This is a genomic window from Cobetia sp. UIB-001 (assembly GCF_044789135.1).
In the GTDB taxonomy this organism is placed as follows: domain Bacteria; phylum Pseudomonadota; class Gammaproteobacteria; order Pseudomonadales; family Halomonadaceae; genus Cobetia; species Cobetia amphilecti.
Map to the genome: position 1 here is coordinate 1,237,763 of NZ_CP058244.1, position 22,614 is coordinate 1,260,376.

The following is a 22,614-nucleotide window of genomic DNA, read 5'->3' on the forward strand; positions in this document are numbered from 1 at the left end:
ATGCATTTTTGGTCTTAAAAGATAGTTTCTGATTCTTTGACGTTATCAAGGCGGGGCGAGTACCGTGTAACCATTCGGCGTGCTCCCTCGGGGCATCCATCTGTCGCTGACAGAGCGCGCCCTGACTTCACGGGCCGCCTCTCGGGGCGTGTCCCAACGCTCACGAGGTTGCCGCACGCGATGCTTACCCCCGAACGTCAGACCCACCTCAAGCAGCTTGAGGCCGAATCCATTCACATCATCCGTGAAGTGGCAGCAGAATTTGCCAATCCGGTCATGCTGTACTCCATCGGCAAGGATTCCGCCGTCATGCTGCACCTGGCGCGCAAGGCCTTTGCGCCGGGCGTCCCGCCGTTCCCGCTGATGCACGTCAACACCACCTGGAAATTCCAGGAAATGATCAAGTTCCGCGACGAGATGGCCGCGGAAGTCGGCATGGAGTTGATCGAGCACATCAACCAGGAAGGCGTCGAGGCGGGCATCAACCCGTTCGATCACGGCAGTGCCAAGTACACCGACATCATGAAGACCGCTGGTCTCAAGCAGGCACTCGACAAGCACGGCTTCGATGCTGCCTTCGGTGGCGCACGTCGTGACGAGGAAGCCTCGCGGGCCAAGGAGCGCGTCTACTCCTTCCGTGATCAGTACCACCGCTGGGACCCCAAGAACCAGCGTCCGGAGCTGTGGAACATCTACAACTCCAAGATCAACAAGGGTGAGTCCATCCGCGTCTTCCCGCTCTCCAACTGGACCGAGCTGGACATCTGGCAGTACATCTATCTCGAATCCATCAAGATCGTGCCGCTGTACTACTCCGCCGTGCGTCCGGTGGTGAAGCGTGACGGCCTCGACATCATGGTCGACGACGACCGTCTGCCGCTCAAGGAAGGCGAAGTGCCGGAGATGAAGTCCGTGCGTTTCCGCACCCTGGGCTGCTACCCGCTGACCGGTGCCGTGGAATCCACCGCCGCGACCCTGCCGGAAATCATCCAGGAAATGCTGCTGACGCGTACCAGCGAGCGCTCCGGTCGTGCCATCGATCACGACCAGGCAGGCTCGATGGAGAAGAAGAAGCGCGAAGGTTACTTCTAAGGTCGCCCCAGCATATTGCCTGCAGGCGCCGCCATGCGGCGCTTGATGGCCTGAACGAACAATTCGCCTGATGAGTCGGCTCGCAGCCTCACGAGACACTGGTTCGCGACACTGGCTCGCCACCTCATCAGGCCCATGACAGCGGCAAGGAGAAGAGTGTGTCCCACGCGTCAGACAAGATTTCCGCGGATATCGAAGCCTACCTGCAAGAACACGAGCGCAAGGACCTGCTGCGCTTCATCACCTGCGGTAGCGTCGATGATGGCAAGTCGACCCTGATCGGTCGTCTGCTGTTCGATTCCAAGCTGATCTATGAAGATCAGCTGGCCTCCATTACCCAGGCCTCCAAGACCAGCGGCACCACCGGTGACGAGGTCGATCTGGCCCTGTTGGTCGATGGCCTGCAGTCCGAGCGCGAGCAGGGCATCACCATCGATGTCGCCTATCGCTTCTTCTCGACCGACAAGCGCAAGTTCATCATCGCCGACACGCCGGGGCACGAGCAGTACACCCGCAACATGGCCACCGGCGCCTCGTCCGCGAGCCTGGCGATCATCCTGATCGACGCGCGCTACGGCGTGCAGACCCAGACCCGTCGTCACAGCTTCATCGCCGACTTGCTGGGCATCCAGCACCTGGTGATCGCGGTCAACAAGATGGACCTGGTCGACTACTCCGAGACGCGCTTCAACGAGATCGTCGCCGAGTATCAGGAATTCGCCAACAAGCTGAATGCGCCGGACATCCGCTTCGTGCCGATGTCCGCGCTCAAGGGCGACAACGTCGTCAATCGCAGCCCGGCACTGGACTGGTACACCGTCGATGGCGAAGCGGGCCCGTCACTGCTGGAGGTGCTGGAGACCGTCGAACTGACTCACGACCAGAACCTCAGCGATCTGCGCTTCCCGGTGCAGTACGTCAATCGCCCCAACCTCGATTTCCGCGGTTACTGCGGCACTTTGGCGGCCGGTGTCGTGCGTCCGGGTGACAGCGTCAAGGTGCTGCCGTCCGGCAAGACCTCGACCATCGAGCGCATCGTCACCTTCGATGGTGATCTCGAGATCGCCTACCCGGGGCAGGCCATCACCCTGACGCTCGACGATGAGATCGACATCTCGCGTGGCGACTGGCTGGTGGCGGCGGATGCCGAGCTGCCGCTTTCCAATGCGCTGGAAGCGGATGTCGTCTGGATGCACGAGAAGGCGCTGCAGCCGGGACGCCAGTACGATATCAAGCTGGCGACCCGTGACCTGACCGGCCAGGTCAGCGCCATCGACTACCTCTACGACGTCAACACGCTGGAGCATCACGCGGGCGACAGTCTGGCGCTGAACGCCATCGGTCGCGTCCAGCTCGAGTTGACCCAGGCGGTGCCGGTGGATGACTACCGCTCAAGCCCGGGGACCGGCAGCTTCATCGTCATCGATCGTCTGAGCAACGTGACCGTCGGCGCGGGCATGATTCGCGGCGTGGGTCGCTCCGGCACCCAGGCCACCACCCAGCAGACCGATTGGGCCGCGTTTGAAGCCGACCTCAACGCGCTGGTGCGCAAGCACTTCCCGCACTGGGAAGCCCGCGACGTGCGCGAGCTGCTCGGCCGCACCAACTGATTCCGTCCTGTAGCGACAGCAGAATGGAAGTCAGCGAAATACCAACAACAACGCTGGACACGCAATAACAACACGGCCTGCTGGAATGAAGCCGGAGAACGCAAAAGCCCCCATGGCCGCAAGGCGATGGGGGCTTTTTGCATGGCGCGGCTTACATCAGCGCATCAGGCGACAGCAGTGTCGATGGCGAGTGGGGCAGAGGGGCCGAAATGCTCGTGGTGACACTGGCTGAGCGGTACGCCGATACGGCTGAGGTGCTGGATCATGCTCTGCATGAAGCCATGCGGGCCGATCACGAAGGCCTGCAGTGACTCGGCGCTGGCACCGGTCGCGGCGATCTGCTGCGCCAGCCAGTCGCGCTCGATGATGCCCAATTGCGCATGGGCTGGCAGCGTCTCGGCCTGTTCGTAGCAGACCTGATAATGCAGCTGCCTTGGATACTGCGCGACCAGCGCCTTGAGGGTGGCGTCGAAGGCATGCACCTCGGGATTGCGCGCCGCATGCAGGTAGATCACCTGGCGGCCTGCCGCCAGCGCCGCCGTCAGCAGCGGCAGCATCGGCGTCTGGCCGACACCGGCCGACAGCAACAGCACCGGGGCATCGGCGCTCTGCGGGGCAGCATGCTCGAAGGTCAGCTCGCCGGCCGGCGGCAGCAGTTCGATCTCGTCACCTGCCTTCAGCGCATGCAGGTACTGGCTGGACTGGCCGTGGGCCTCACGCTTGACCGAGATGCGGCAGAAGCGCTCGTCCGGCGCGTGGGACAGGCTGTAATGACGATGGATCACGCCCTGCGGTGTCGTCAGGCGCATGCCGATGTACTGGCCCGGCAGGAAGGAGAACATCGGGCCTTCCACCGGCGCCAGGTACAGCGAGCGAATCTCGCGGCTCTCGTCCTGCGTGCGCACGATGCGGAAGCGGCGCAGCCCCTGCCAGCCGCCGCGGGTAGCGGCGAAGCTGTCGTAGCGGCCCTGCTCGGCGGCGATCAGCGCAGCGGCCAGTTCCCCGTAGAGGGCGCCCCAGGCATCGGCGATCTCCGGTGTGACGGCATCCCCCAGCACCTCACCGATGGCGGCCATCAGGCACTCGCCGACGATGGGGTAGTGTTCCGGCAGGATATTGAGCGAGACATGCTTGCTGACCACGGGCGCCAGCAGGCGGTCCACCGCCTCACGCGAGTGGCGTGCGCCGACATAGGCGAGTACGGCGCCGGCCAGCGCACGGGCCTGGCCGCCGCTGGCCTGGTGGGTCTGGTTGAACAGCGGCTTCACCTCGGGATAGCGCTCGAACATCAGCGGATAGAAGCGCGCCGTGATGGCATTGAGATGCTCGGCGACGACGGGAGCGGTGGCGGCGATCAGGTCTTCCTGGGCGTTGGTCAGCATGACGATACCTCTGATTGATGTCCCTCCCTCTATGGCAAGGGGCGTGCCAACTCTCGAGGCCAGTCGTCATGCACTCTGTAGGTCTATGATGTCAAAATGACATGGTCATGTGGCGTGTTTTAATGACATCAATCGTGTCATGATGACATCAATCTTCAGCCTTCTCACTCCCGATACCTGCAAGGATGACCGCATGCCCGATGCCCTCTTGCCCCTGAACGATACGCCGGTCGCGGCCGTGAATGCCTGGCTCGCCGCCTGGTTGTCCCGCGAGGAGGGCGGCGAGCGGCGCGCGCTGCCATGGACGCGTCTGCTGGCCGCGATCATGCAGCAGCTGCCCGGTGAGGCGGCGACCCTGATGCGCTACCTGCCCGAGCGTGACGAGTTGTTGCCACTGGCCACCTACGGCCTGCCTGCCGAGGTGCGCGGGCGACGCTTCGCGCTGGCGGAGCATCCGCGGCTCAAGGCGATAGCCGAGCACACGGGAGTGCATCGTTTCGCGTTGGACAGCGACCTGCCGGACCCCTTCGATGGCCTGCTGGGGGAGGTGCATGGGCCGGATCTGCTGGTGCATGACTGCGCCGGTATCGCGCTGCGCGAGGGCGACACCCTGCTGGGAGTGATGACCTTCGACGCATTGACGCCGGGGGTTTTGGCCCCGCTGGAATCGCTGTGCGCCTCTGCGAGTACGGACGAGCTGGCACTTCCGCTTCAGGAGGTGCAGGCCTGGTTGTCACTCCCCGCACACTGTCTGTCGCTGTCACTGCGACAGGAGTGGGCCGCGGGAGCCACGGTCGGCAGGTCAGGGCTTTCGGCACCGATGGTGGTCTCACCGACAGGCATGGCGTCACAGAGCGCCATGGCCTGCCCGCAGCGTGGCCCGGCGATGGCCAGGCTCGAGGCGCAGCTGGAGGCGGTCGCCGATACCGAGATGACGGTGCTGGTGCAGGGCGAGACCGGCGTGGGCAAGGAGGGCGTGGTCCAGCGGCTGCACGACGCTTCCCGGCGGGCTGCGCGGCCGCTGGTGCGCATCAACTGCGCCGCCTTGTCGCCGGACCTGGTCGAGAGTGCGCTGTTCGGTCATCGGCGTGGCGCCTTCTCGGGCGCGACCCATGATCACCGTGGCCACTTCGTGATGGCGGATGGCGGCACCCTGCTGCTGGATGAGATCGGCGAGCTGCCGCTGGCGCTGCAGCCCAAGCTGCTGCGGGTGTTGCAGGAGGGCGAGCTGCAGCCGCTGGGCAGCGATCGCGTGGTCAAAGTCGATGTGCGCGTCATCGCGGCCACCAATCGCGATCTCGAGGCGGAGGTCGCCGCCGGGCATTTCCGTGAAGACCTCTACCACCGCCTGAGCGTCTATCCGCTCAGGGTGCCGCCGCTGCGTGAACGCGGGCGTGCAGATCTGCTGGCGTTGGCCGGCACCTTTCTTGAGCACAACCGCACGCGCCTCGGACTGGGCAATCTGCGCCTGACGCCGGCGGCGGAGCGCCTGCTGTGCGACTACCCCTGGCCCGGCAACGTGCGTGAGCTGGAGCACTGCCTGAGCCGCGCCGCCCTGCATGCTCGGCTCGCGCATGGTGCTCACCCGACTCGCCTGCGCGCCGATGGTCGCCAGCTGGTGGTGATCACGCCGGAACTGCTGGGGCTGGAGGTCAACGCCGAGGTGCCACTTGAGCGGGCCAACAGCGTGGCGCAGGAGGTTCAGGGCATGCAGGTGGGGTTGGTGGATCAGACAGGAAGAGCGAGTCAGATGGCAGGAGCGAGTCAGACAGGAGGAGCAAGCTCTGCACAGCGCACCGCCTGGCAGGGAGGCGACGAGACGCTGGGGCTGCGCGATGCCACCGAGGCATTTCAGCGCGAGCACATCTCGCGGGTCTGGCAGGCGAGTGATCGCAACTGGGCGGAGGCGGCGCGCAGACTCAAGGTCGATCGCGGCAACCTGTACCGGCAGGCGCAGCGTCTGGGAATTGTCTGAGGCGCGAGGCAGTGTCTGGGGCGAGAGGAAGTGTCTGATATGCGAAAAGAAAACGGCGATGCTCATGGAGCATCGCCGTTGTTGTATCTCTGCCGCCGCCGGCCCTGGCGCGACGAGAAGTTCATGTCTCGAACGCGCGTTCAGGCGCGAGTGGCGATCAGCACCGCACGCCGCGGCGCCGGGTGGCCTTCGCGGGTCAGGCTCGGGTCATCGGGATCGAGGAAGTCGCTCAGCGAGTGGTAGGTCATCCAGTCGGTGGCACGCTGCTCGTCCAGGGTGGTCACGGCTTCATCGACGATGCGCACGTCCTTGAAGCCGGCGCGCTCGCACCAGTGAGCCAGCGCCTGCGAGGAGGGCAGGAAGTAGACGTTGGGCATCGCGGCGTAACGCTCGCCGGGCATCAGCACCGTCGTCACGTCACCTTCCACCACCAAGGTTTCCAGCACCAGTTCGCCGCCGGGATGCAGGGTGTCGCGCAGCTGGAAGAGGTGGTCCATCGGCGAGGGGCGGTGATAGAGCACGCCCATCGAGAACACGGTATCGAAGGCGCCCATCTTCGCTGGCACATCCTCGATGCCCACCGGCAGGAAGTGCAGGTTGCGGCCCTGGGGGTGGGCCGCGCCGATGAAGTGGCGCACGGCATGGAACTGGCAGTAGAAGCGCGGCGAAGGGTCGATCACCAGCGTGAAGGCCGCGCCTGCACCGACCATGCGCCAGCCGTGGTAACCATTGCCGCCGCCGACATCCAGCACACGGCGATGGGTGAGGTCCGACAGATGCGGCGCGAGACGCTGCCACTTCCAGTCGGAGCGCCATTCGGTGTCGATATGGATCTCGTCGAGCTGATAGGGGCCCTTGCGCCACGGCATCATCGCACGCAGCAGGTTCTCGCTCTGGCGCAGCTGGCCGCTAGTCAGGCCAGTGGGAAAGCGTGCACCGACCCGGTCGGCATCCAGCTGTACATCGCGCGCGTCGGGCAAGGCGGGCAGCTTTTCCAGCGCGCCATGCCAGGCCTTGAGGTCGGCGTGACGCTTGCGGTCCAGGCCATTGGCCAGTTGCTCGGGCAGGGCGCCCAGCCAGCGGGCGAAGCCGTCGCCGACGGCGCCTGGCTCACAGGCAAGCTCGGTGAAGGCGCGGTAAAGGTCGCGGTCATACGGGGAAATGCTCATGCGCTGGGTCGGGTCCGTGCAGGCGTAGCGGTCATTCGGCGGCTTTGAAGGCGACCATCGATGCGAAATTCAGGTATTGCAGCCAGGTGTGGCTGCGCTGGAAGCCGGCGCGCGCCAGGCGCTCGTGATGCGTGTTCAGGCTGTCGGGCTTCATCACGTCCTCGAGGGCCTCACGTTTCTGGGAGATTTCCAGATCGGAGTAGCCGTTTGCGCGCTTGAAGTCATGATACCGTTCGATCAGCCAGGCATTCTCGACCGGATCATCGCTGATGATCTTCTCGGACAGGATCAGCACGCCGCCGGGTTCCAGCGCCGCGAACAGCTTGTCGATCACGGCATCGCGGTCTTCCGGCGGCAGGAACTGCAGCGTCAGATTGACCACGATCATGCCGGCCGGCTGATAGTCGAGGGTGCGAATGTCGGCTTCGGTGACGTTGATGCGATGGTCGGGGAAGGCCTCGGCGAGTTCGCGGCTGGCGCGCTCGACCATCGGTCTGGACAGATCGACGGCTTCGATCTCGATATCCTCGGCGGCCATCTCGCGGGCCAGCGCCATGCTGGCAGCGCCCAGTGAGCAGCCCAGATCATAGACCCGCGCGCCGGGGCGCAGGTGGGCGCGGGCCATCAGGCCCAGCATGGCGATGATCTGACCGTAACCCGGCACCGAGCGGCGCAGCATGTCCGGAAAGCAGCTGACGACCTGCTCGTCGAAGGAGAAGCTGGCGACACGGTCAAGGGGTGTCGTAAATATCGCGTCACGGTAAGATGCATCACTCATGGATCAAGGCTTCATCGGGCAGTGGGCCAGGGCGACATGCCTGTGGCCGAGGACCGGCCGGGCAGAGCGCCCCGTCGGGCCCGCCATTCTACGCATTCGGCGCCCGTGACGCACCCGTCACGGCTGGCGGGTGATGCCTCCATCAATCGATTTCAGGCCGGGCCATGCAGGGCCGGTCATTACACTTCAAGGAGAGAGGTGGCCATGTCCACTCAATCAGCGGCACGTTCTGCGCGTCGTAATACCCAGGCCTGGCAGGCTCTCGCGCGCCATCATCAAGAGCAGATGGCCGATGTGCATCTGAAGGACCTGTTCGCCGAGGATGCGGCGCAAGGGCGTGACCGAGTGGCGACCTTCACGCGCTCTGCCGCGGGACTGCGTCTGGATCTCTCCAAGCAGCGCCTCAAGGGCGAGACCCTGGAGCTGCTGCTGGATCTGGCGCGCGAAACCGGCGTCGAGCAGGGCATCAAGCGCCTGCTGGCCGGCGAGCATGTCAATCGCTCCGAAGATCGCCCGGCGCTGCACGCCGCGCTGCGTCTGCCGCGCTCCGCCAGCCTCGAGGTGGACGGCGAGGATATCGTGCCGGCCATCCACGAGAGCCTCGAGCACCTGGCCGAGATGGTCGACACCTTCCACAGCGGCCAGTGGCGCGGCGCCACCGGCAAGCCGATCACCGACGTGGTCAACCTCGGTGTCGGTGGCTCGGACCTGGGCCCGTTGATGGTCTCCAGCGCCCTGAGCGATTGCCGTCCCAAGGACATCCACGAGATCGGCGTTCACTTCGCCTCGACCATGGATGGCTCCCAGCTGGCGGATTATCTGGAATCCTTCAGCCCGGAAACCACGCTGTTCATCCTGTCCTCCAAGTCATTCTCGACCATCGATACGCTGTCCAATGCCCGCACCGCGCGCGACTGGCTGAAATCACGCCTCGACCCGGAAGGGCGCCTGGAAGCGCTGATCAACCGTCAGCACTTCATCGGCGCTTCCGCCAAGCCGGAGAAGATGACCGAGTGGGGCATCGCGCCGGAACATCAGCTGCTGTTCTGGGATTGGGTCGGCGGCCGCTATTCGCTGTGGGGCACCATCGGTCTGCCCATCGCGCTCAATGTCGGCATGGACAACTTCCGCCGTCTGCTGGCCGGGGCGCATGAGCTGGATGAGCACTTCCGCACCGCGCCGCTGGAAGACAACCTGCCGGTGCTGCTGGCGCTGGCCGGGATCTGGAACAACAACTTCCTCGATATCCGCGCCCACTCCATCCTGCCCTACGACGGTCGCCTGGAATACTTCGCAAGCTACCTCGAGCAGCTGGAGATGGAATCCAACGGCAAGTCGGTGACCAACGATGGCGAGATGATCGACTACTCGACCTGTCCGGTGCTGTGGGGCCAGCTGGGGCCGAACGCCCAGCACGCCTTCTATCAGCTGCTGCATCAGGGCACCCAGGCGGTCGAGTGTGACTTCATCGCGCCGATGTGCCGTTATGATCACGTAGAGGACGCCGAGACGCGCGCCCACCTCAAGGCACAGCACCGCCTGACGCTGGCCAACTGCTTCGCCCAGTCACGTGTACTGATGCTGGGCGATGACGCCATCCCCGGTGATGAGGCGCAGCCGAACCACAAGCGCTACCGTGGCAATCAGCCGTCGACCACGCTGCTGCTGGAAACGCTGACACCGGAAACGCTGGGTGCGTTGATTGCGCTCTACGAGCAGAAGGTCTTCGTTCAGGCCACCATCTGGGATATCAACCCGTTCGATCAGTGGGGCGTGGAGCTGGGCAAGCAGATCGCCACCGCCACCGAAGCGACCATGACCACCGGTGAAGGCTTCGAGACGCTGGATGCCTCCAGCCGTGCGCTGATCGAAGCGGTGTGGGCAGCCCAGGATCAGGACCCGCGCTGAGCCCACGGCGGATGTGAGTGAGAGTGAGAGTGAGTGAGTGAGGGCATGCTGATATGCCATGCAAGACGAGCGGCGGCGGCAGTCGTCGCTCTCTGTTGATTTGTACAGTATTCTCGCTATCCTATAAGCGAATCAATCGTTTACACTAGACAGCACGACGCGGACCGTCGAAAACCCTGCTTCCAGCGTATGAACGCTCGAGAGATGCCTAGCCATCTTGAGGCGTGGGAGGGGAGGTTTCGCGGTCTGGCGTGTTGTCGGGAGTGCTGATGGCCAATTCCCCCTTTCCGTCAGATACGGCAGCGATGCACGCCACCGCGCCCGTCAAGGGTCTGCTGTACTTGCACGGCTTCAATTCGGCCAGTTGTTCGCCCAAGGCACGCTTGATGCAGCGCGCGGCAGAGCAGTTCGGCCTGCCGTGCGTGATGCCTGACATCCCCCCGGAGCCCGGCGCGGGTCAGGCGGCGGTCAACGCGGCCTATCTCACGTTGTGTGAGCGCCTGGCGCTGGACCCCGCAGACCCTGCCTGTGATGACGCCATCATGGTGATCGGCAGTTCCATGGGCGGCTTTCTGGCCACCTGGCTGGTCGCGCGTGAGGCCGCACGCCTCGAGGGGCCGACTGGCCCCTCACAGAGCGTCTGGCGTCAAGGGCCGCGCAGCGTGCTGATCAATCCGGCCGTGCGTCCCGCGCGACTGGTCAACGAATGGCTCGGCTCGGTGCATGCCAACCCCTATACCGGCGTGACGTTCACCGTCACCGAGGATTTCGGGCCCGGGCTGCTCGCATTGGAAGCGGAACCGGTCACGGCGCAGCGCACCCTGGTGCTGTTGGCGACGGCCGATGAGACATTGGATGTCAATGATGCCGCAGGGCTCTATCAGGGAAGTCGCTTGATCATCACGCCGGGTGGCGATCACGGCTTTGCGCAGCTGGCGGAATATCTGCCGGCGATCATGGCGCATGGCGGGCACCGGCTGGCCCCCGCCACCGCAGCGGCGATGCATGTCGCGCCGGACTAGCAGGTCATGCGCGTAGTGCTTTCTGCTACGACGCACCACGACCTGGCTGGGCACGGCACCTCTTGGCACGACATGGATTGGCACGACTTGGCAGGGCGTTTGATGCTGAACGCCAGGCGCCGGTCTCTCATTTTTCAGGAATCCGTTGTCCGTCTCGCGCACGTGAAATGGCGAGTCGGACGGCGGACGTCAACACCAAGGACACAAGGCTGCGATGAGTCAGTACAGCGCCAGTTCCATTGAGGTCCTCTCCGGCCTCGAACCGGTCCGCAAGCGGCCCGGCATGTATACCGACACTTCTCGGCCCAACCATCTGGCGCAGGAAGTCATCGACAACTCCGTCGATGAGGCGCTGGCGGGGCATGCGAAGGAAATCCGCGTGCGCCTGCTCGAGAATGGCGGTATCGAGGTCGGCGATGACGGTCGTGGCATGCCCACCGACATCCACCCCGAGCATGGCGTGACCGGCATCGAGCTGATCCTCACCAAGCTGCACGCGGGGGGCAAGTTCTCCCAGGACAGCTATCGCTTCTCCGGCGGCCTGCACGGCGTGGGCGTCTCGGTGGTCAATGCGCTGTCGACGCGTCTGGAAGTGGAAGTGTGCCGCGATGGCCTGCGTCAGCGCATCGCCTTCGAGAATGGCGAGAAGGCCGAGGAGCTGACCCAGATCGGCACCGTCGGCAAGCGCAATACCGGCACCCTGGTGCGCTTCTGGCCGGACGAGAGCTACTTCGACAGCCCGCGCCTGGCGATGCCGCGCCTGCGCCACCTGCTGCGTGCCAAGGCCGTGCTGTGTCCGGGCCTCAAGGTCGTGCTCATCGAGACCGATGGCAGCGAGACGACCTGGCACTACGAGGATGGCCTGCGCGATTACCTGCTCGGCGCCACCGATGGCTTCGAACGCCTGCCGGAATCGCCCTTTGTCGGCCATTTCGAGGACGAGGAGCACGGGGTCGACTGGGCGATCCAGTGGCTGCCGGAAGGCGGTGAGCTGGTGCAGGAACCCTACGTCAACCTGATTCCCACGCCGCTGGGCGGCACCCACGTCAATGGCCTGCGTTCCGGTCTGCTCGAGGCGCTCAAGGAATTCTGCGACTACCGCAGCCTGCTGCCGCGTGGCGTCAAGCTGAGCGCGGATGACCTGTGGGAGCGCGCCGCCTTCGTGCTGTCGGTGAAGATGCTCGATCCGCAGTTCGCCGGCCAGACCAAGGAGCGCCTGTCCTCGCGCAGCGTCGCCGCCTTCGTCTCCGGCGTGGTCAAGGACGCCTTCTCGCTGTGGCTCAACCACCATGTCGATCAGGCCGAAGCGCTGGCGGAACTGGTGATCTCGGCGGCCCAGCGCCGTCTGAAGAGCGCCAAGAAGGTCGCGCGCAAGAAGGTCACCTCCGGGCCTGCGCTGCCGGGCAAGCTCTCGGACTGCTCAAGCTCCGACCCTGCCGACAGCGAGCTGTTTCTGGTCGAGGGCGACTCCGCCGGCGGCAGCGCCAAGCAGGGCCGCAACCGCGAGACCCAGGCGATCCTGCCGCTGCGCGGCAAGATCCTCAATACCTGGGAAGTCGAGTCGCATGACATCTACTCCTCCCAGGAAGTCCACGACATCGCGGTCGCCATCGGCCTGGACCCGGGCTCGGATGACCTCACCAAGCTGCGTTATCACAAGGTCTGCATCCTGGCGGACGCCGACTCCGATGGTCTGCACATCGCCACGCTGCTGTGCGCGCTGTTCGTGCGTCACTTCCCGGCGCTGGTGGATGCCGGGCGCGTCTTCGTCGCCATGCCGCCGCTGTACCGCATCGACCTGGGCAAGGAAGTGCATTACGCCCTGGACGAGAGCGAGAAGGCGCACATCCTCAAGCAGCTCGAGAGCAAGCGTGGCACGCCCAACGTGCAGCGCTTCAAGGGTCTGGGTGAGATGAATCCGCTGCAGCTGCGGGAAACGACCATGGCGCCGGACACCCGCCGTCTGGTGCAGCTGACGCGCAGTGCGGATGACGGCACCCACGAGATGCTCGACATGCTGCTGGCCAAGAAGCGCGCCAGTGATCGCAAGAGCTGGCTCGAGGACTACGGCAACATGGCCGATATCGAGGTCTGATCATCGGTTGAGCTGCAAGAGCAGACAAGCTGCGCGACAGCATTCTTTCGGGAGCGCCACAGTCAGGGGCTCCCCGGTTTTACGCTCGTAATCAAGGTCAAGCGCCCATGAGCATGGATATCCAGGTCGCGGAGGGTGACGTCGAACGTCTGGCCCTGCGCGACTACACCGAAAAGGCGTACCTCGACTACTCGATGTACGTGATTCTCGACCGCGCCCTGCCGCATGTCGGCGATGGCATGAAGCCGGTGCAGCGCCGCATCGTCTACGCCATGCGCGAACTGTCCCTGACGGCCAACGCCAAGTACAAGAAGTCGGCGCGTACCGTCGGCGACGTACTGGGCAAGTTCCACCCGCACGGTGACAGCGCCTGTTACGAGGCGATGGTGCTGATGGCGCAGCCGTTCAGCTATCGCTATCCGCTGGTGGACGGTCAGGGCAATTGGGGGAGCCAGGATGACCCCAAGTCCTTCGCGGCGATGCGTTACACCGAATCGCGGCTGTCGAAGTACTCCGAGGTGCTGCTGTCCGAGCTCTCCCAGGGCACCGTCGACTGGGTGCCCAACTTCGATGGCACCATGAACGAGCCCAAGGTGCTGCCGGCGCGTCTGCCCAATGTGCTGCTCAACGGCACCACCGGTATCGCGGTGGGCATGGCGACCGACATCCCGCCGCACAACGTGCATGAAGTCGTGGCCGCCACGCGCCATCTGCTGCGTCATCCGGACTCCGACAGCGATCAGCTGATGGAGTACCTGCCGGCACCGGACTTCCCCACCGAGGCGGAGATCATCACGCCGCGCAGCGACCTCGCCAAGCTCTACCGCACCGGTCGTGGCAGCGTGAAGATGCGCGCCCGCTACGTGCTGGAAGAGGGCGATATCGTGATCACGGCGCTGCCGTATCAGGTCTCCGGCGCCAAGGTGATCGAGCAGATCGCCGCCCAGATGCAGGCCAAGAAGCTGCCGATGGTCGCGGACCTGCGTGATGAGTCCGACCACGAGAACCCGACGCGCCTGCTGATTCAGCCGCGCTCCAATCGTGTCGATATCGAAGGCCTGATGGCGCACCTGTTCGCCACCACGGACCTCGAGAAGAACGCGCGCGTCAACATGAACGTCATCGACCTCAATGGGCGCCCGCGGGTGATGGCGCTGCACGAGATGCTGGCCGAGTGGCTGCGCTATCGTCGCGCCACCGTGCGTCGTCGCCTCGAGCATCGTCTGGCCAAGGTCGAGGACCGCCTGCATATCCTCGAGGGGCTGCTGACGGCTTACCTGAATCTCGACGAGGTGATTCGCATCATCCGCGAGGAGGAAGACCCCAAGGCCAGCCTGATCGAGACCTTCCAGCTCTCCGAGCGTCAGGCCGAGGCGATCCTCGAGCTGCGTCTGCGTCACCTGGCGCGTCTTGAAGAGATGAAGCTGCGTGGCGAGCAGGACGAGCTCAAGCGCGAGCGCAAGCACCTCAAGCATCTGCTGGGCAATGACGAAGCACTGACGGACCTGATCGACAGTGAGCTTGAGCAGGCCGCCATCGACTTCGGCGATCCACGCCGCTCGCCGCTGGTCGAGCGCGGCGAAGCCAAGGCGCTGTCGGAAGTCGAGCTGATGGGCGCCGACCCGATCACCGTCGCGCTGTCCGAGAAGGGCTGGATCCGTGCCGCCAAGGGGCATGATATCGATCCCGAAGGCCTGTCCTACAAGGCCGGCGACCGCTTTCATCTGGCGGCGCGCGGCAAGACCAATCAGCCGCTGGTGCTGCTGGATGACACCGGGCGTGCCTACACTCTGGCCGCGCACAATCTGCCCAGTGCACGCGGGCAGGGCGAGCCGATCACCGGGCGCATGAATCCGGCGGCGGGGGCGGCGATGGTCGGGCTACTGCTCGATGCGCCTTCCGCGCGCTATCTGCTGGCCTCCGATGGCGGCTATGGCTTCGTGACCACGCTCGAGCAGCTCACCGGCAAGAACAAGTCCGGCAAGGCGGCGCTGACCTTGCCGCGCGGCTGTGCGGTGCTGCCACCGGTCGAGGTGCCGACAGTGCCGGAGGCTGCCGATGGCTCGCCCGCAGCCTTGGAAGTGGCGGTGGTGTCCAACGAAGGGCGCCTGCTGGTCTTCCCGCTCTCCGAGCTGCCCGAGATGTCCAAGGGCAAGGGCAACAAGATGCTGTCGATTCCGGGCGAGCGCGCCGCCAACCGCGAGGAGTTCGTGCGCTCGCTGGTGGTCTTGCCCGCCGGCGCGACCCTGGTGGTGCATGCCGGCAAGCGCAAGACCCTGCTCAAGGGGGCGGATCTCGATTATTATCGTGGCGAGCGTGGCCGCCGCGGCAGCAAGCTGCCCAAGGGCTTCCAGAAGGTCGACCGTCTGGCTGTCGATAGTTGAACCGGGCCGGATGGCCTGGCTTGTTAGCTGAGGTGCGTCGGCGTTGACGCCGACATGCCCCGTGGGCGACACCTTGATGATTCATTGCTCAGGAATGATTTTCCAATGACACAACGTATCTTGATCCGTGCCACCGGCACGGCTCGTCCAGGACAGCTGGCAGGGCTTGGTCAGGCGCTGGCGCGCAGCGGCGCACGACTGCTGGACATCAATCAGAGCGTGACCTTCGGGCTGGTGTCGCTGGAAGCGCTGGTGGCTCTTGGCGCGGAGTCCGATCTGGAGGCCGCGCTGGCCGCCGCCGGTGAACAGCTGGGGCTGGATGTGCAGGCCGTGCAGGTCGGTGCTGAAGAATATGCGCGCTGGAGCCATCAGGCGGAGCGCCCGCGCTGGATTCTGACGCTGCTGGCGCCGTGTCTGCCGGCCGGCATTCTGGCCGAGGTCGGCGGCCTGACAGCCGAATTCGGCATCACCGTCGAGCTGATGCATCGTCTGTCGGGGCGTGAGCCGCTGGATGGCGAGTCACCGGCCGAAGGCGCCTGTGTCGAGTGCTGGCTGCGCCTGCCGGAGAGTGGCACCGACATCAACGCCCTGCGCGAGAAGGCGCTGGCGCTGGGCGCGCTGCACGGTGTCGATATCGCGATCCAGGAAGATGATATCTGGCGTCGTCATCGTCGCCTGATCTGCTTCGACATGGATTCGACGCTGATCCAGACCGAGGTGATCGACGAGCTGGCGCGCCGTCACGGTGTCGGCGAGGAAGTCTCGGAAGTCACCGAGCGGGCCATGCGGGGCGAGCTGGACTTCAAGGAAAGCTTCCGCGAACGCATGAGCAAGCTGGAAGGCCTGGATGAGTCGGTGCTGGCCGATATCGCCGCCAATCTGCCGCTGATGGATGGGGTTGAGCGCCTGATGGCCAACCTCAAGGCGCTGGGCTATCGCACCGCGATCCTGTCCGGCGGCTTCACCTACTTCGCGCGTCATCTTCAGCAGCTGCTGGGCTTCGATGAGATCCACGCCAATGAGCTGGTGATCGTCAATGGCAAGGTCACCGGTGAAGTGCGCGAGCCGATCGTCGATGCCGAGCGCAAGGCCCTGCTGCTGCGCGAGATCGCCGAGCGTCATGACTTGCGCATGGAGCAGACCATCGCCGTCGGTGACGGTGCCAATGACCTCAAGATGCTGGCCGAGGCGGGGCTGGGCATCGCCTTCCGCGCCAAGCCGCTGGTGCGTGAACAGGCGCGCCAGTCGATCTCGACCCTGGGCCTGGATGCCGTGCTCTACCTGATGGGCTATCGCCAGCAGGATCTCGAGCACTGATCCGTGATTCCGCCGCTGAACGCCTGCGCTGAGTGACAAGCCAGTGTGTGAGTGACAACGCCCCCATCGCCGCCGCGATGGGGGCGTTGTCGTCTGGTCATCTGGCCGTAGAATAGTCCCAAAGCAGCAATGCGCTTTCGGGTGTGAGGGCTAGACTGGAGGGGAAGCGCCGACGACTCGTCGCTCGTCAGTTGACGCCATACTGAAACGCCACTCGCCACGCCGTCAGGAGTTTGCCCATGCCGTCACCCTATGACGATGAACTGCACCTGCTGTGCCTGTTTCCGCATGATGCCGCCCTCAAGGGTTTGAAGATTCGCCACGATGCCAGTCCCGACATGGTGGCCGCCGCCGAGCGTCTGCATGCCAAGGGGTTGACCACGCTGCCGGATGGCGGCTATCTGACGTCGGTGGGCCGTGAGGCCGCTGAACACGCCCATCGTCTCAATGACCTGCTTCATGTTCCGATGGCCATGACGGGTACCTGAGTTCACCCATTGGCTGAATCGCTGATCGCGAGAAGGAAAAACGCCCCGTGGCTTTCGGCCACGGGGCGTTTTTGTCTGCGGCCTCAGGGGCGGTGAGTCACCCGTGTACTCAGGCCTTGTGCTTGCGATAGGTCGCGCGGGTGATCTCGACGATCTCCACGCTGACTTCGCGGGCCGCCTCGCAGTGAGGCTTGAGGGCCTCCATCAGGATATCCGCCAGGCGCGACTTGTCGTCATCGCTGCGGCCTTCCAGCTGGTGGCAGTGCAGATTGACGAAGCCGTGCTTGTGCGCCAGCGGTGCCTGATTGCCGGCCAGTCGCCAGTGGCGCCAGCTTTCCGCGCGCACCTTGATGTCGGTTTCCTTGAACAGGCCACTTTGCATGGCTGCGGCATGCAGGTCATCCATGATCGCGTCCATGTCGAGGCTGGGGGCCAGACTGTCGGCATAATCAATGACGAGATGAGGCATGTGATGGGCTCCTTGAGCATGGCCACGCCTCTCGGGGCGTGTGCCGATGATGAAATTGGCCAGCGATAGTAGCAAATTTTGTGCAGCACGCCGCCTGTTGTTGCCTCACGCTGTCAGTGGGCCATTCACGCACTGGCGATGATGCCCGTCAGGTTGAGCGAAGATGGCTCTCCCTCGTCGCCCGCAGGGGAAGACGCCGAAGGGCCAGTGGCGGCGTCGACTCCCGGATGTGTCTTGGACACTGTGGACTTGGGCAGAGGGGGCTTGGACAGAGGGGGCTTGGAAAGAGGTGTCTTGGAGCGTCGGCCGGGCACTTCACGTACCAGGCGCGGCATCAGGAAGCCGGGCAGGTGCTCAAGCAGCGCTTCCATCAGGTTGCAGGCCTCTTCATCGCTGACCGCGAAGTGGGCGGCGCCCTGCACGGGGTCGAAGGCATGCAGGTAGTAGGGCAGTACGCCGCACTCGAAGAGGCGCTCGGCGAGGGCCGTCTGCACTTCCACGCTGTCATTGACGCCGCGCAGGATGACGCCCTGATTGAGCAGGGTGACGCCGGCGCTCTTGAGGCGAGTCATGGCGGCAGCGACGGCGTCGTCCAGCTCGTTGGCATGGTTGGTGTGAATGACCAGCACCTTCTGCAGGCGAGTGGCACCCAGCCAGCCGAGCAGCTCGTCATTGACGCGGTCCGGAATCACCACCGGCAGGCGCGTGTGGATGCGCAGGCGCTTGAGATGCGGGATCTCGCCCAGCGACTCCACCAGCCACGCCAGGCGCTTGTCGGGGGAGACCAGCGGGTCGCCGCCGGACAGGATCACCTCATGGATTCGCTCATCGGCACGCAGGTAGTCGAGGATATCCTGCCACTGCGCGCGGCTGGGCTGATGGTCGTCGTAGGGGAAGTGACGGCGGAAGCAGTAGCGGCAGTTGATCGCGCAGCCGCCGCTGGCCATCAGCAGCACCCGATTGGTGTACTTGTGGATCAGCCCCGGTAGCGGCGTATGCTCGGCCTCTTCCAGCGGATCGGTGGCGTAGCCGTCGAGCACGTCGGTCTCGGCGTCCAGCGGCAGCACCTGGCGCAGCAGTGGGTCGTCGGGGTCATTGGCGCGAATGCGGCTGGCATAGGCCTCGGGCACGCGGATCGCGAACAGTTCATGGCCGTCACGGGCGCCCGGCAGCCACTCGCGCTCGAGCCCCAGGCGCTCCAGCAGAGCCTGTGGAGAGCGGATCACGTCGCGTAGCTGTGCACGCCAGTCATTCGGGGCAGACGGGGCTTCAGCGGCAGATGAGAAGGCCTCTGAGGCACGACTTTCGTGGCTGGTGTGCGGGATGGTATGCAAGGATGCAGGGGTTCGGGTTATCATGCGCATCACTTCTAGTCATGATTGCAGCCAATTGACTGCAATCTGGAATTCATGGCGGGCAAGACCCGTTAACGAGTCGAGAGCGAGCAAGATGGCCAACTATTCTACCAACGAATTCAAGTCCGGTCTGAAAGTGATGCTGGACAATGATCCCTGTGCCATCGTCGATAACGAACTGGTCAAGCCGGGCAAGGGTCAGGCCTTCAACCGCGTCAAGCTGCGCAACCTGAAGACCGGTCGTGTATGGGAGCGTACTTTCAAGTCCGGCGAGAGCATCGAAGCCGCCGATGTCATGGAAGTCGACATGGAATACCTCTACACCGACGGTGAAATGTGGCACTTCATGCGTACCGATGGCTCCTTCGAGCAGTACGCTGTCGATGGCAAGGCGCTGGGCGACACGGTCAAGTGGCTGAAGGAGCAGGTCGTCTACACCATCACGCTGTGGAACGACAACGCGATCGCCGTCACCGCGCCGAACTTCATCGAGCTGGAAGTCGTCGAGACGGACCCGGGCCTCAAGGGCGACACCGCCAACGGTGGCTCCAAGCCGGCGACCCTGTCTTCCGGCGCCGTGGTGCGTGTGCCGCTGTTCATCAACCAGGGCGAAGTCCTCAAGGTTGATACCCGCAGCGCCGAGTACGTGTCTCGCGCCTGAGCCTTTTCGCTCACGTCGTGAACACCCTGATGCCTCGCCTCGTGCGGGGCATCATCGTTTGTGCTGCTCCTTCGTGCTGCTCATTCCTGCTGGTCAGTCGTGCAGGGTGATCGTGTCGATCAGCCCTTCCGGTTGGCCAATGTCTCCGATGTCCCCTTCCTCGAGCCTGTCCATGTCTGATGCCGATTCTTCCGCCGCTGCTTCACCTCTCTCAGCCGCTGCCGCGCCAGGCGCCGCCCTGGCAGAGGACTGGGCGCCCACTGCCACGCGTGAGCGGCTTGTTCAGCGCGCGCGTCTGATCAGTGAGGTGCGCACCTTCTTCGCCGAGCGTGAGGTGCTGGAGGTGGAAACGCCGGTGCTGGGGCAGGCCGGTTCGACGGATGTCGGTCTCGCGTCATTGTCCTTGAGCGCGCAGCTGCCGGGCGAGCGTGAGCGCGTGCCGCTGTGGCTGCAGACATCGCCGGAATTTCACATGAAGCGTCTGCTGGCGGCCGGTAGCGGGCCGATCTTCCAGATCGCGCGTGCCTTCCGGGATGGCGAGGTCAGCCGCCGCCACAATCCCGAGTTCTGCATGCTGGAGTGGTATCGCCCCGGCATGAGCCTTGAGGCGCTGATGACGGAGACCTGTGAGCTGATCCGGCGCGTGATGGCGCTCGGGGCACAGTTGACCGGCCAGCCGTCGCTGCTCAGTGAGTCTCAGGACGCCCAGGCCAGGCCTGCCATCACGCCTTACCGTGCGCTGTTTCGCCGTGTGCTGGCGCTGGACCCCTTCACGGCCTCGCTCGAGGAGCTGCGAGCCGCCTGTTCGCGAGAATGTGAGGTCGCGGCTGACGACTGGTCGCATGAGACCTGCCTGGATGCGCTGATGAGCCTGGTGATCGAGCCGACTCTTGGCTCAGGGGCACAGGGCGCAGAAGCACAGGGCGCAGGAGCGCAGGGGCCAGGGTCAGAGGGGATAGAAGCACAGGGACAAGCCACCGTGGAGCTGGTCACCGAGTACCCGGCCGCGCAGGCTGCCTTGGCGCGCAAGCATCAGGACAGTGAGGGTGATTGGGTGGCGTCGCGCTTCGAGGCCTACGTGGCGGGCATCGAGCTGGCCAACGGCTATGACGAGCTGACCGATGCCAGCGAGCAGGCGGCGCGCTTTGTTGAAGACAATGCTGCGCGAGTCGCCCAGGGCCTGCCTGAGGTAGCGGCTGACCAGCGACTGGTGGCGGCCTTGCAGGCGGGAATGCCCGCGGGGAGCGGGGTGGCGCTGGGGCTGGATCGTCTGATCATGCTCGCGCTGGGGGAGCGCGATATCTCGGCGGTGATCGCTTTCCCGGCATCACGTGCTTGAGAGCCGACATGAGAGGCAGCTTTCGATGTGATTTGCGTGAATCCCAGCGTTTATTGCCAACACGCTTGCCGAGCGTGCGTCGACTAGACTGGAGAAGTCAGCGTGGAGGGTTGGCGCTTGCCTGCGAAGCCCGCAGGCAAGGTGATGGCAGGACCAGGGCAATGGTCGCAGCGGGTCTTCTTTTATCGGGCATGGTGAAAGGAGGCGACAGATGATGGCTCGAACCCTCGGAGCCTTCGAGGCATCATCCGGCAGTCGCGTCGTGAGAGCGTGACGCCCGTCATGGAGGACTCTGATCTGTTTGGGCACTGAAGGTAGTGATCACCCCGATGGCAACGTTCATCGCGGGGCAAGGCAAGAAGGCGGGGAGCGCGGTCAGTCTCCTGTCGTTAAAAAGGGAAGCCAGGGGCTTCCCTTTTTTTATGCCCGGGTTTCATGTGCGGGCTTTATGCACGAGTGTCGTGCTCGCGCTGCGCCATGCCTGACCTTATTTCTCGTCTGTGGTCGGCGTGTCCTGCGCCGTCTCTGTCGCATGCTCTTCTGGCTCGGTCGGGGCCGGCTCTGTGACAGAGGGGCGCATGCCGAGTGACTGACCCATGCTGACCTTCTGGCCCGGTGTCAGGGCGTCATCGAACTCGACGCTGTCCGGGAAGCACATCACCACGGTGGAGCCGAGCTGGAAGCGGCCCATTTCGGCGCCATGCGCCAGCTCGATGAGTTGATCGAAACGGGTCGTCTCGACATCACCGGAAAGCGGCGTGACCTGACCGCTCCAGACGGTCTTGATCGCCGCGACGATCATCGCGCCCACCAGCACCATGGCCATCGGACCATGCTCGGTCTCGAAGATGCACACCAGGCGCTCGTTGCGCGCGAAGAGGCCCGGCACGTGCTTGGCAGTGGCTTCGTTGACCGAGAACAGGCGCCCCGGGACGTAAGCCATCTCGACCAGACGACCGGCCACCGGCATATGGACGCGATGGTAGTCCTTCGGTGACAGATAGACGGTGGCGAAGCGACCGTTGCGGAAGGGCGCGGCACGCTCTTCACTGCCCCCCAGCAGCTGGGTCAGCGAGAACGCCTGGCCCTTGGCCTGTACCAGGGTGCCGTGGTTGATGTTGCCGAACTGGGACAGTACGCCATCGGCCGGTGACACCAGGCCTTCACCGATGGGGCGGGCATCCGCCTTCAGGGCGCGGGTGAAGAAGTCATTGAAGCAGGCGTAGGCACGCGGATTCTCCTCGAGCGCCTCGTTCATGTTGACGCCGTAGGCCTTGATGAAGCGCTCGATGAAGGTGTTCTTGACCCACGGATTGGTGCAGGCGGCGACACGGCCGATGAGGCGTGAGATCAGGTGCTGGGGCAGTGGGTACTGGCTCAGGGAAAACAGCTTGGCGCGATCCACGATGGCGATCCTTGCAGGCACTTTCAGGAATGAAAAGCCCGCTCCTCGAGAGGGCGGGCGTTGGCCGGCAACAGCGGCGGCCAGCAGTTGGGCTGCACCTTAGCCCATCGTCAATAACGGCTCAAGCCTGCGAATTGCCGCAGCCGTGGGCCTGGCGACAGTTGC

Annotated in this window: 17 protein-coding genes; 11 read left to right on the forward strand and 6 right to left on the reverse strand. The window is 64.5% G+C overall.

Annotated elements, in window-relative coordinates; genetic code table 11:
- Nucleotides 1-180: 180 nt before the first annotated feature.
- Both cysD and cysN read left to right on the forward strand, forming a co-directional pair.
- On the forward strand, nucleotides 181-1,092 hold the full coding sequence (gene cysD / locus HA399_RS05245) for a sulfate adenylyltransferase subunit CysD (protein ID WP_054557074.1): 912 nt from the start codon (nucleotides 181-183) through the stop codon (nucleotides 1,090-1,092).
- A gap of 158 nt (nucleotides 1,093-1,250) precedes the next feature.
- Entirely contained in the window at nucleotides 1,251-2,702 is a 1,452-nt protein-coding gene (gene cysN / locus HA399_RS05250) for a sulfate adenylyltransferase subunit CysN (protein WP_404326310.1), read from the forward strand.
- Nucleotides 2,703-2,866: 164 nt separating this feature from the next.
- Here cysN and HA399_RS05255 read toward each other — a convergent pair whose 3' ends face one another.
- Complete coding sequence (locus HA399_RS05255) at nucleotides 2,867-4,084, reverse strand: globin domain-containing protein (protein ID WP_404326311.1); 1,218 nt, start codon at nucleotides 4,082-4,084, stop codon at nucleotides 2,867-2,869.
- Nucleotides 4,085-4,277: 193 nt separating this feature from the next.
- Between HA399_RS05255 and norR the strand changes: the two genes are divergently transcribed.
- Complete coding sequence (norR, locus tag HA399_RS05260; RefSeq protein WP_404326313.1) at nucleotides 4,278-6,059, forward strand: nitric oxide reductase transcriptional regulator NorR; 1,782 nt, start codon at nucleotides 4,278-4,280, stop codon at nucleotides 6,057-6,059.
- 140 nt (nucleotides 6,060-6,199) lie between these two features.
- On the opposite strand, the gene cmoB is transcribed toward norR, so the two are convergent.
- The gene (cmoB, locus tag HA399_RS05265; protein ID WP_404326315.1) at nucleotides 6,200-7,228 is read right to left on the reverse strand and encodes a tRNA 5-methoxyuridine(34)/uridine 5-oxyacetic acid(34) synthase CmoB; all 1,029 of its coding nucleotides are present in this window, start codon (nucleotides 7,226-7,228) and stop codon (nucleotides 6,200-6,202) included.
- Between the two features lie 31 nt (nucleotides 7,229-7,259).
- On the reverse strand, nucleotides 7,260-8,006 hold the full coding sequence (gene cmoA, locus HA399_RS05270; RefSeq protein WP_043335167.1) for a carboxy-S-adenosyl-L-methionine synthase CmoA: 747 nt from the start codon (nucleotides 8,004-8,006) through the stop codon (nucleotides 7,260-7,262).
- 204 nt (nucleotides 8,007-8,210) lie between these two features.
- Between cmoA and pgi the strand changes: the two genes are divergently transcribed.
- From pgi to HA399_RS05300, 6 genes are all read left to right on the forward strand, one after another.
- Nucleotides 8,211-9,914 carry a glucose-6-phosphate isomerase gene (gene pgi / locus HA399_RS05275; RefSeq protein ID WP_054557080.1) on the forward strand — a complete coding sequence of 568 codons (1,704 nt, stop codon included), beginning with the start codon at nucleotides 8,211-8,213 and terminating at the stop codon, nucleotides 9,912-9,914.
- A gap of 269 nt (nucleotides 9,915-10,183) precedes the next feature.
- Nucleotides 10,184-10,936 carry a YqiA/YcfP family alpha/beta fold hydrolase gene (locus HA399_RS05280; protein WP_404326317.1) on the forward strand — a complete coding sequence of 251 codons (753 nt, stop codon included), beginning with the start codon at nucleotides 10,184-10,186 and terminating at the stop codon, nucleotides 10,934-10,936.
- 214 nt (nucleotides 10,937-11,150) lie between these two features.
- Nucleotides 11,151-13,031, forward strand: coding sequence for a DNA topoisomerase IV subunit B (gene parE / locus HA399_RS05285; RefSeq protein WP_043335172.1), 1,881 nt, complete (start codon nucleotides 11,151-11,153; stop codon nucleotides 13,029-13,031).
- Between the two features lie 107 nt (nucleotides 13,032-13,138).
- On the forward strand, nucleotides 13,139-15,415 hold the full coding sequence (gene parC / locus HA399_RS05290; protein ID WP_404326318.1) for a DNA topoisomerase IV subunit A: 2,277 nt from the start codon (nucleotides 13,139-13,141) through the stop codon (nucleotides 15,413-15,415).
- 105 nt (nucleotides 15,416-15,520) lie between these two features.
- Nucleotides 15,521-16,732 carry a phosphoserine phosphatase SerB gene (gene serB / locus HA399_RS05295; protein WP_404326319.1) on the forward strand — a complete coding sequence of 404 codons (1,212 nt, stop codon included), beginning with the start codon at nucleotides 15,521-15,523 and terminating at the stop codon, nucleotides 16,730-16,732.
- A 239-nt stretch (nucleotides 16,733-16,971) separates the two neighbouring features.
- Entirely contained in the window at nucleotides 16,972-17,220 is a 249-nt protein-coding gene (locus tag HA399_RS05300; RefSeq protein WP_043335179.1) for a TIGR02647 family protein, read from the forward strand.
- A 109-nt stretch (nucleotides 17,221-17,329) separates the two neighbouring features.
- Here the strand turns inward: HA399_RS05300 and HA399_RS05305 are convergent, their stop codons facing one another.
- Nucleotides 17,330-17,689: a 5-carboxymethyl-2-hydroxymuconate Delta-isomerase gene (locus tag HA399_RS05305; RefSeq protein ID WP_043335180.1), complete on the reverse strand. Its 360-nt coding sequence runs from the start codon at nucleotides 17,687-17,689 to the stop codon at nucleotides 17,330-17,332.
- 125 nt (nucleotides 17,690-17,814) lie between these two features.
- Entirely contained in the window at nucleotides 17,815-19,047 is a 1,233-nt protein-coding gene (gene epmB, locus HA399_RS05310) for an EF-P beta-lysylation protein EpmB (RefSeq protein ID WP_404326322.1), read from the reverse strand.
- A gap of 91 nt (nucleotides 19,048-19,138) precedes the next feature.
- Between epmB and efp the strand changes: the two genes are divergently transcribed.
- Nucleotides 19,139-19,705 carry an elongation factor P gene (gene efp, locus HA399_RS05315; RefSeq protein ID WP_043335182.1) on the forward strand — a complete coding sequence of 189 codons (567 nt, stop codon included), beginning with the start codon at nucleotides 19,139-19,141 and terminating at the stop codon, nucleotides 19,703-19,705.
- A gap of 238 nt (nucleotides 19,706-19,943) precedes the next feature.
- A complete protein-coding gene (locus HA399_RS05320) occupies nucleotides 19,944-21,044 on the forward strand; it encodes an EF-P lysine aminoacylase GenX (protein ID WP_404326909.1) in 1,101 nt (366 codons plus the stop codon).
- A gap of 487 nt (nucleotides 21,045-21,531) precedes the next feature.
- On the opposite strand, the gene asd is transcribed toward HA399_RS05320, so the two are convergent.
- Nucleotides 21,532-22,449, reverse strand: coding sequence for an archaetidylserine decarboxylase (asd, locus tag HA399_RS05325; protein ID WP_404326324.1), 918 nt, complete (start codon nucleotides 22,447-22,449; stop codon nucleotides 21,532-21,534).
- Between the last annotated feature and the right edge of the window lie 165 nt (nucleotides 22,450-22,614).

Coding starts and splice junctions, on each gene's coding strand:
- cysD (WP_054557074.1), top strand. CDS start 181: ATGCTTACCCCCGAACGTCAGACCCACCTCAAGCAGCTTGAGGCCGAA.
- HA399_RS05255 (WP_404326311.1), bottom strand. CDS start 4,084: ATGCTGACCAACGCCCAGGAAGACCTGATCGCCGCCACCGCTCCCGTC.
- norR (WP_404326313.1), top strand. CDS start 4,278: ATGCCCGATGCCCTCTTGCCCCTGAACGATACGCCGGTCGCGGCCGTG.
- cmoB (WP_404326315.1), bottom strand. CDS start 7,228: ATGAGCATTTCCCCGTATGACCGCGACCTTTACCGCGCCTTCACCGAG.
- cmoA (WP_043335167.1), bottom strand. CDS start 8,006: ATGAGTGATGCATCTTACCGTGACGCGATATTTACGACACCCCTTGAC.
- pgi (WP_054557080.1), top strand. CDS start 8,211: ATGTCCACTCAATCAGCGGCACGTTCTGCGCGTCGTAATACCCAGGCC.
- HA399_RS05280 (WP_404326317.1), top strand. CDS start 10,184: ATGGCCAATTCCCCCTTTCCGTCAGATACGGCAGCGATGCACGCCACC.
- parE (WP_043335172.1), top strand. CDS start 11,151: ATGAGTCAGTACAGCGCCAGTTCCATTGAGGTCCTCTCCGGCCTCGAA.
- parC (WP_404326318.1), top strand. CDS start 13,139: ATGAGCATGGATATCCAGGTCGCGGAGGGTGACGTCGAACGTCTGGCC.
- serB (WP_404326319.1), top strand. CDS start 15,521: ATGACACAACGTATCTTGATCCGTGCCACCGGCACGGCTCGTCCAGGA.
- HA399_RS05300 (WP_043335179.1), top strand. CDS start 16,972: ATGCCGTCACCCTATGACGATGAACTGCACCTGCTGTGCCTGTTTCCG.
- HA399_RS05305 (WP_043335180.1), bottom strand. CDS start 17,689: ATGCCTCATCTCGTCATTGATTATGCCGACAGTCTGGCCCCCAGCCTC.
- epmB (WP_404326322.1), bottom strand. CDS start 19,047: ATGATAACCCGAACCCCTGCATCCTTGCATACCATCCCGCACACCAGC.
- efp (WP_043335182.1), top strand. CDS start 19,139: ATGGCCAACTATTCTACCAACGAATTCAAGTCCGGTCTGAAAGTGATG.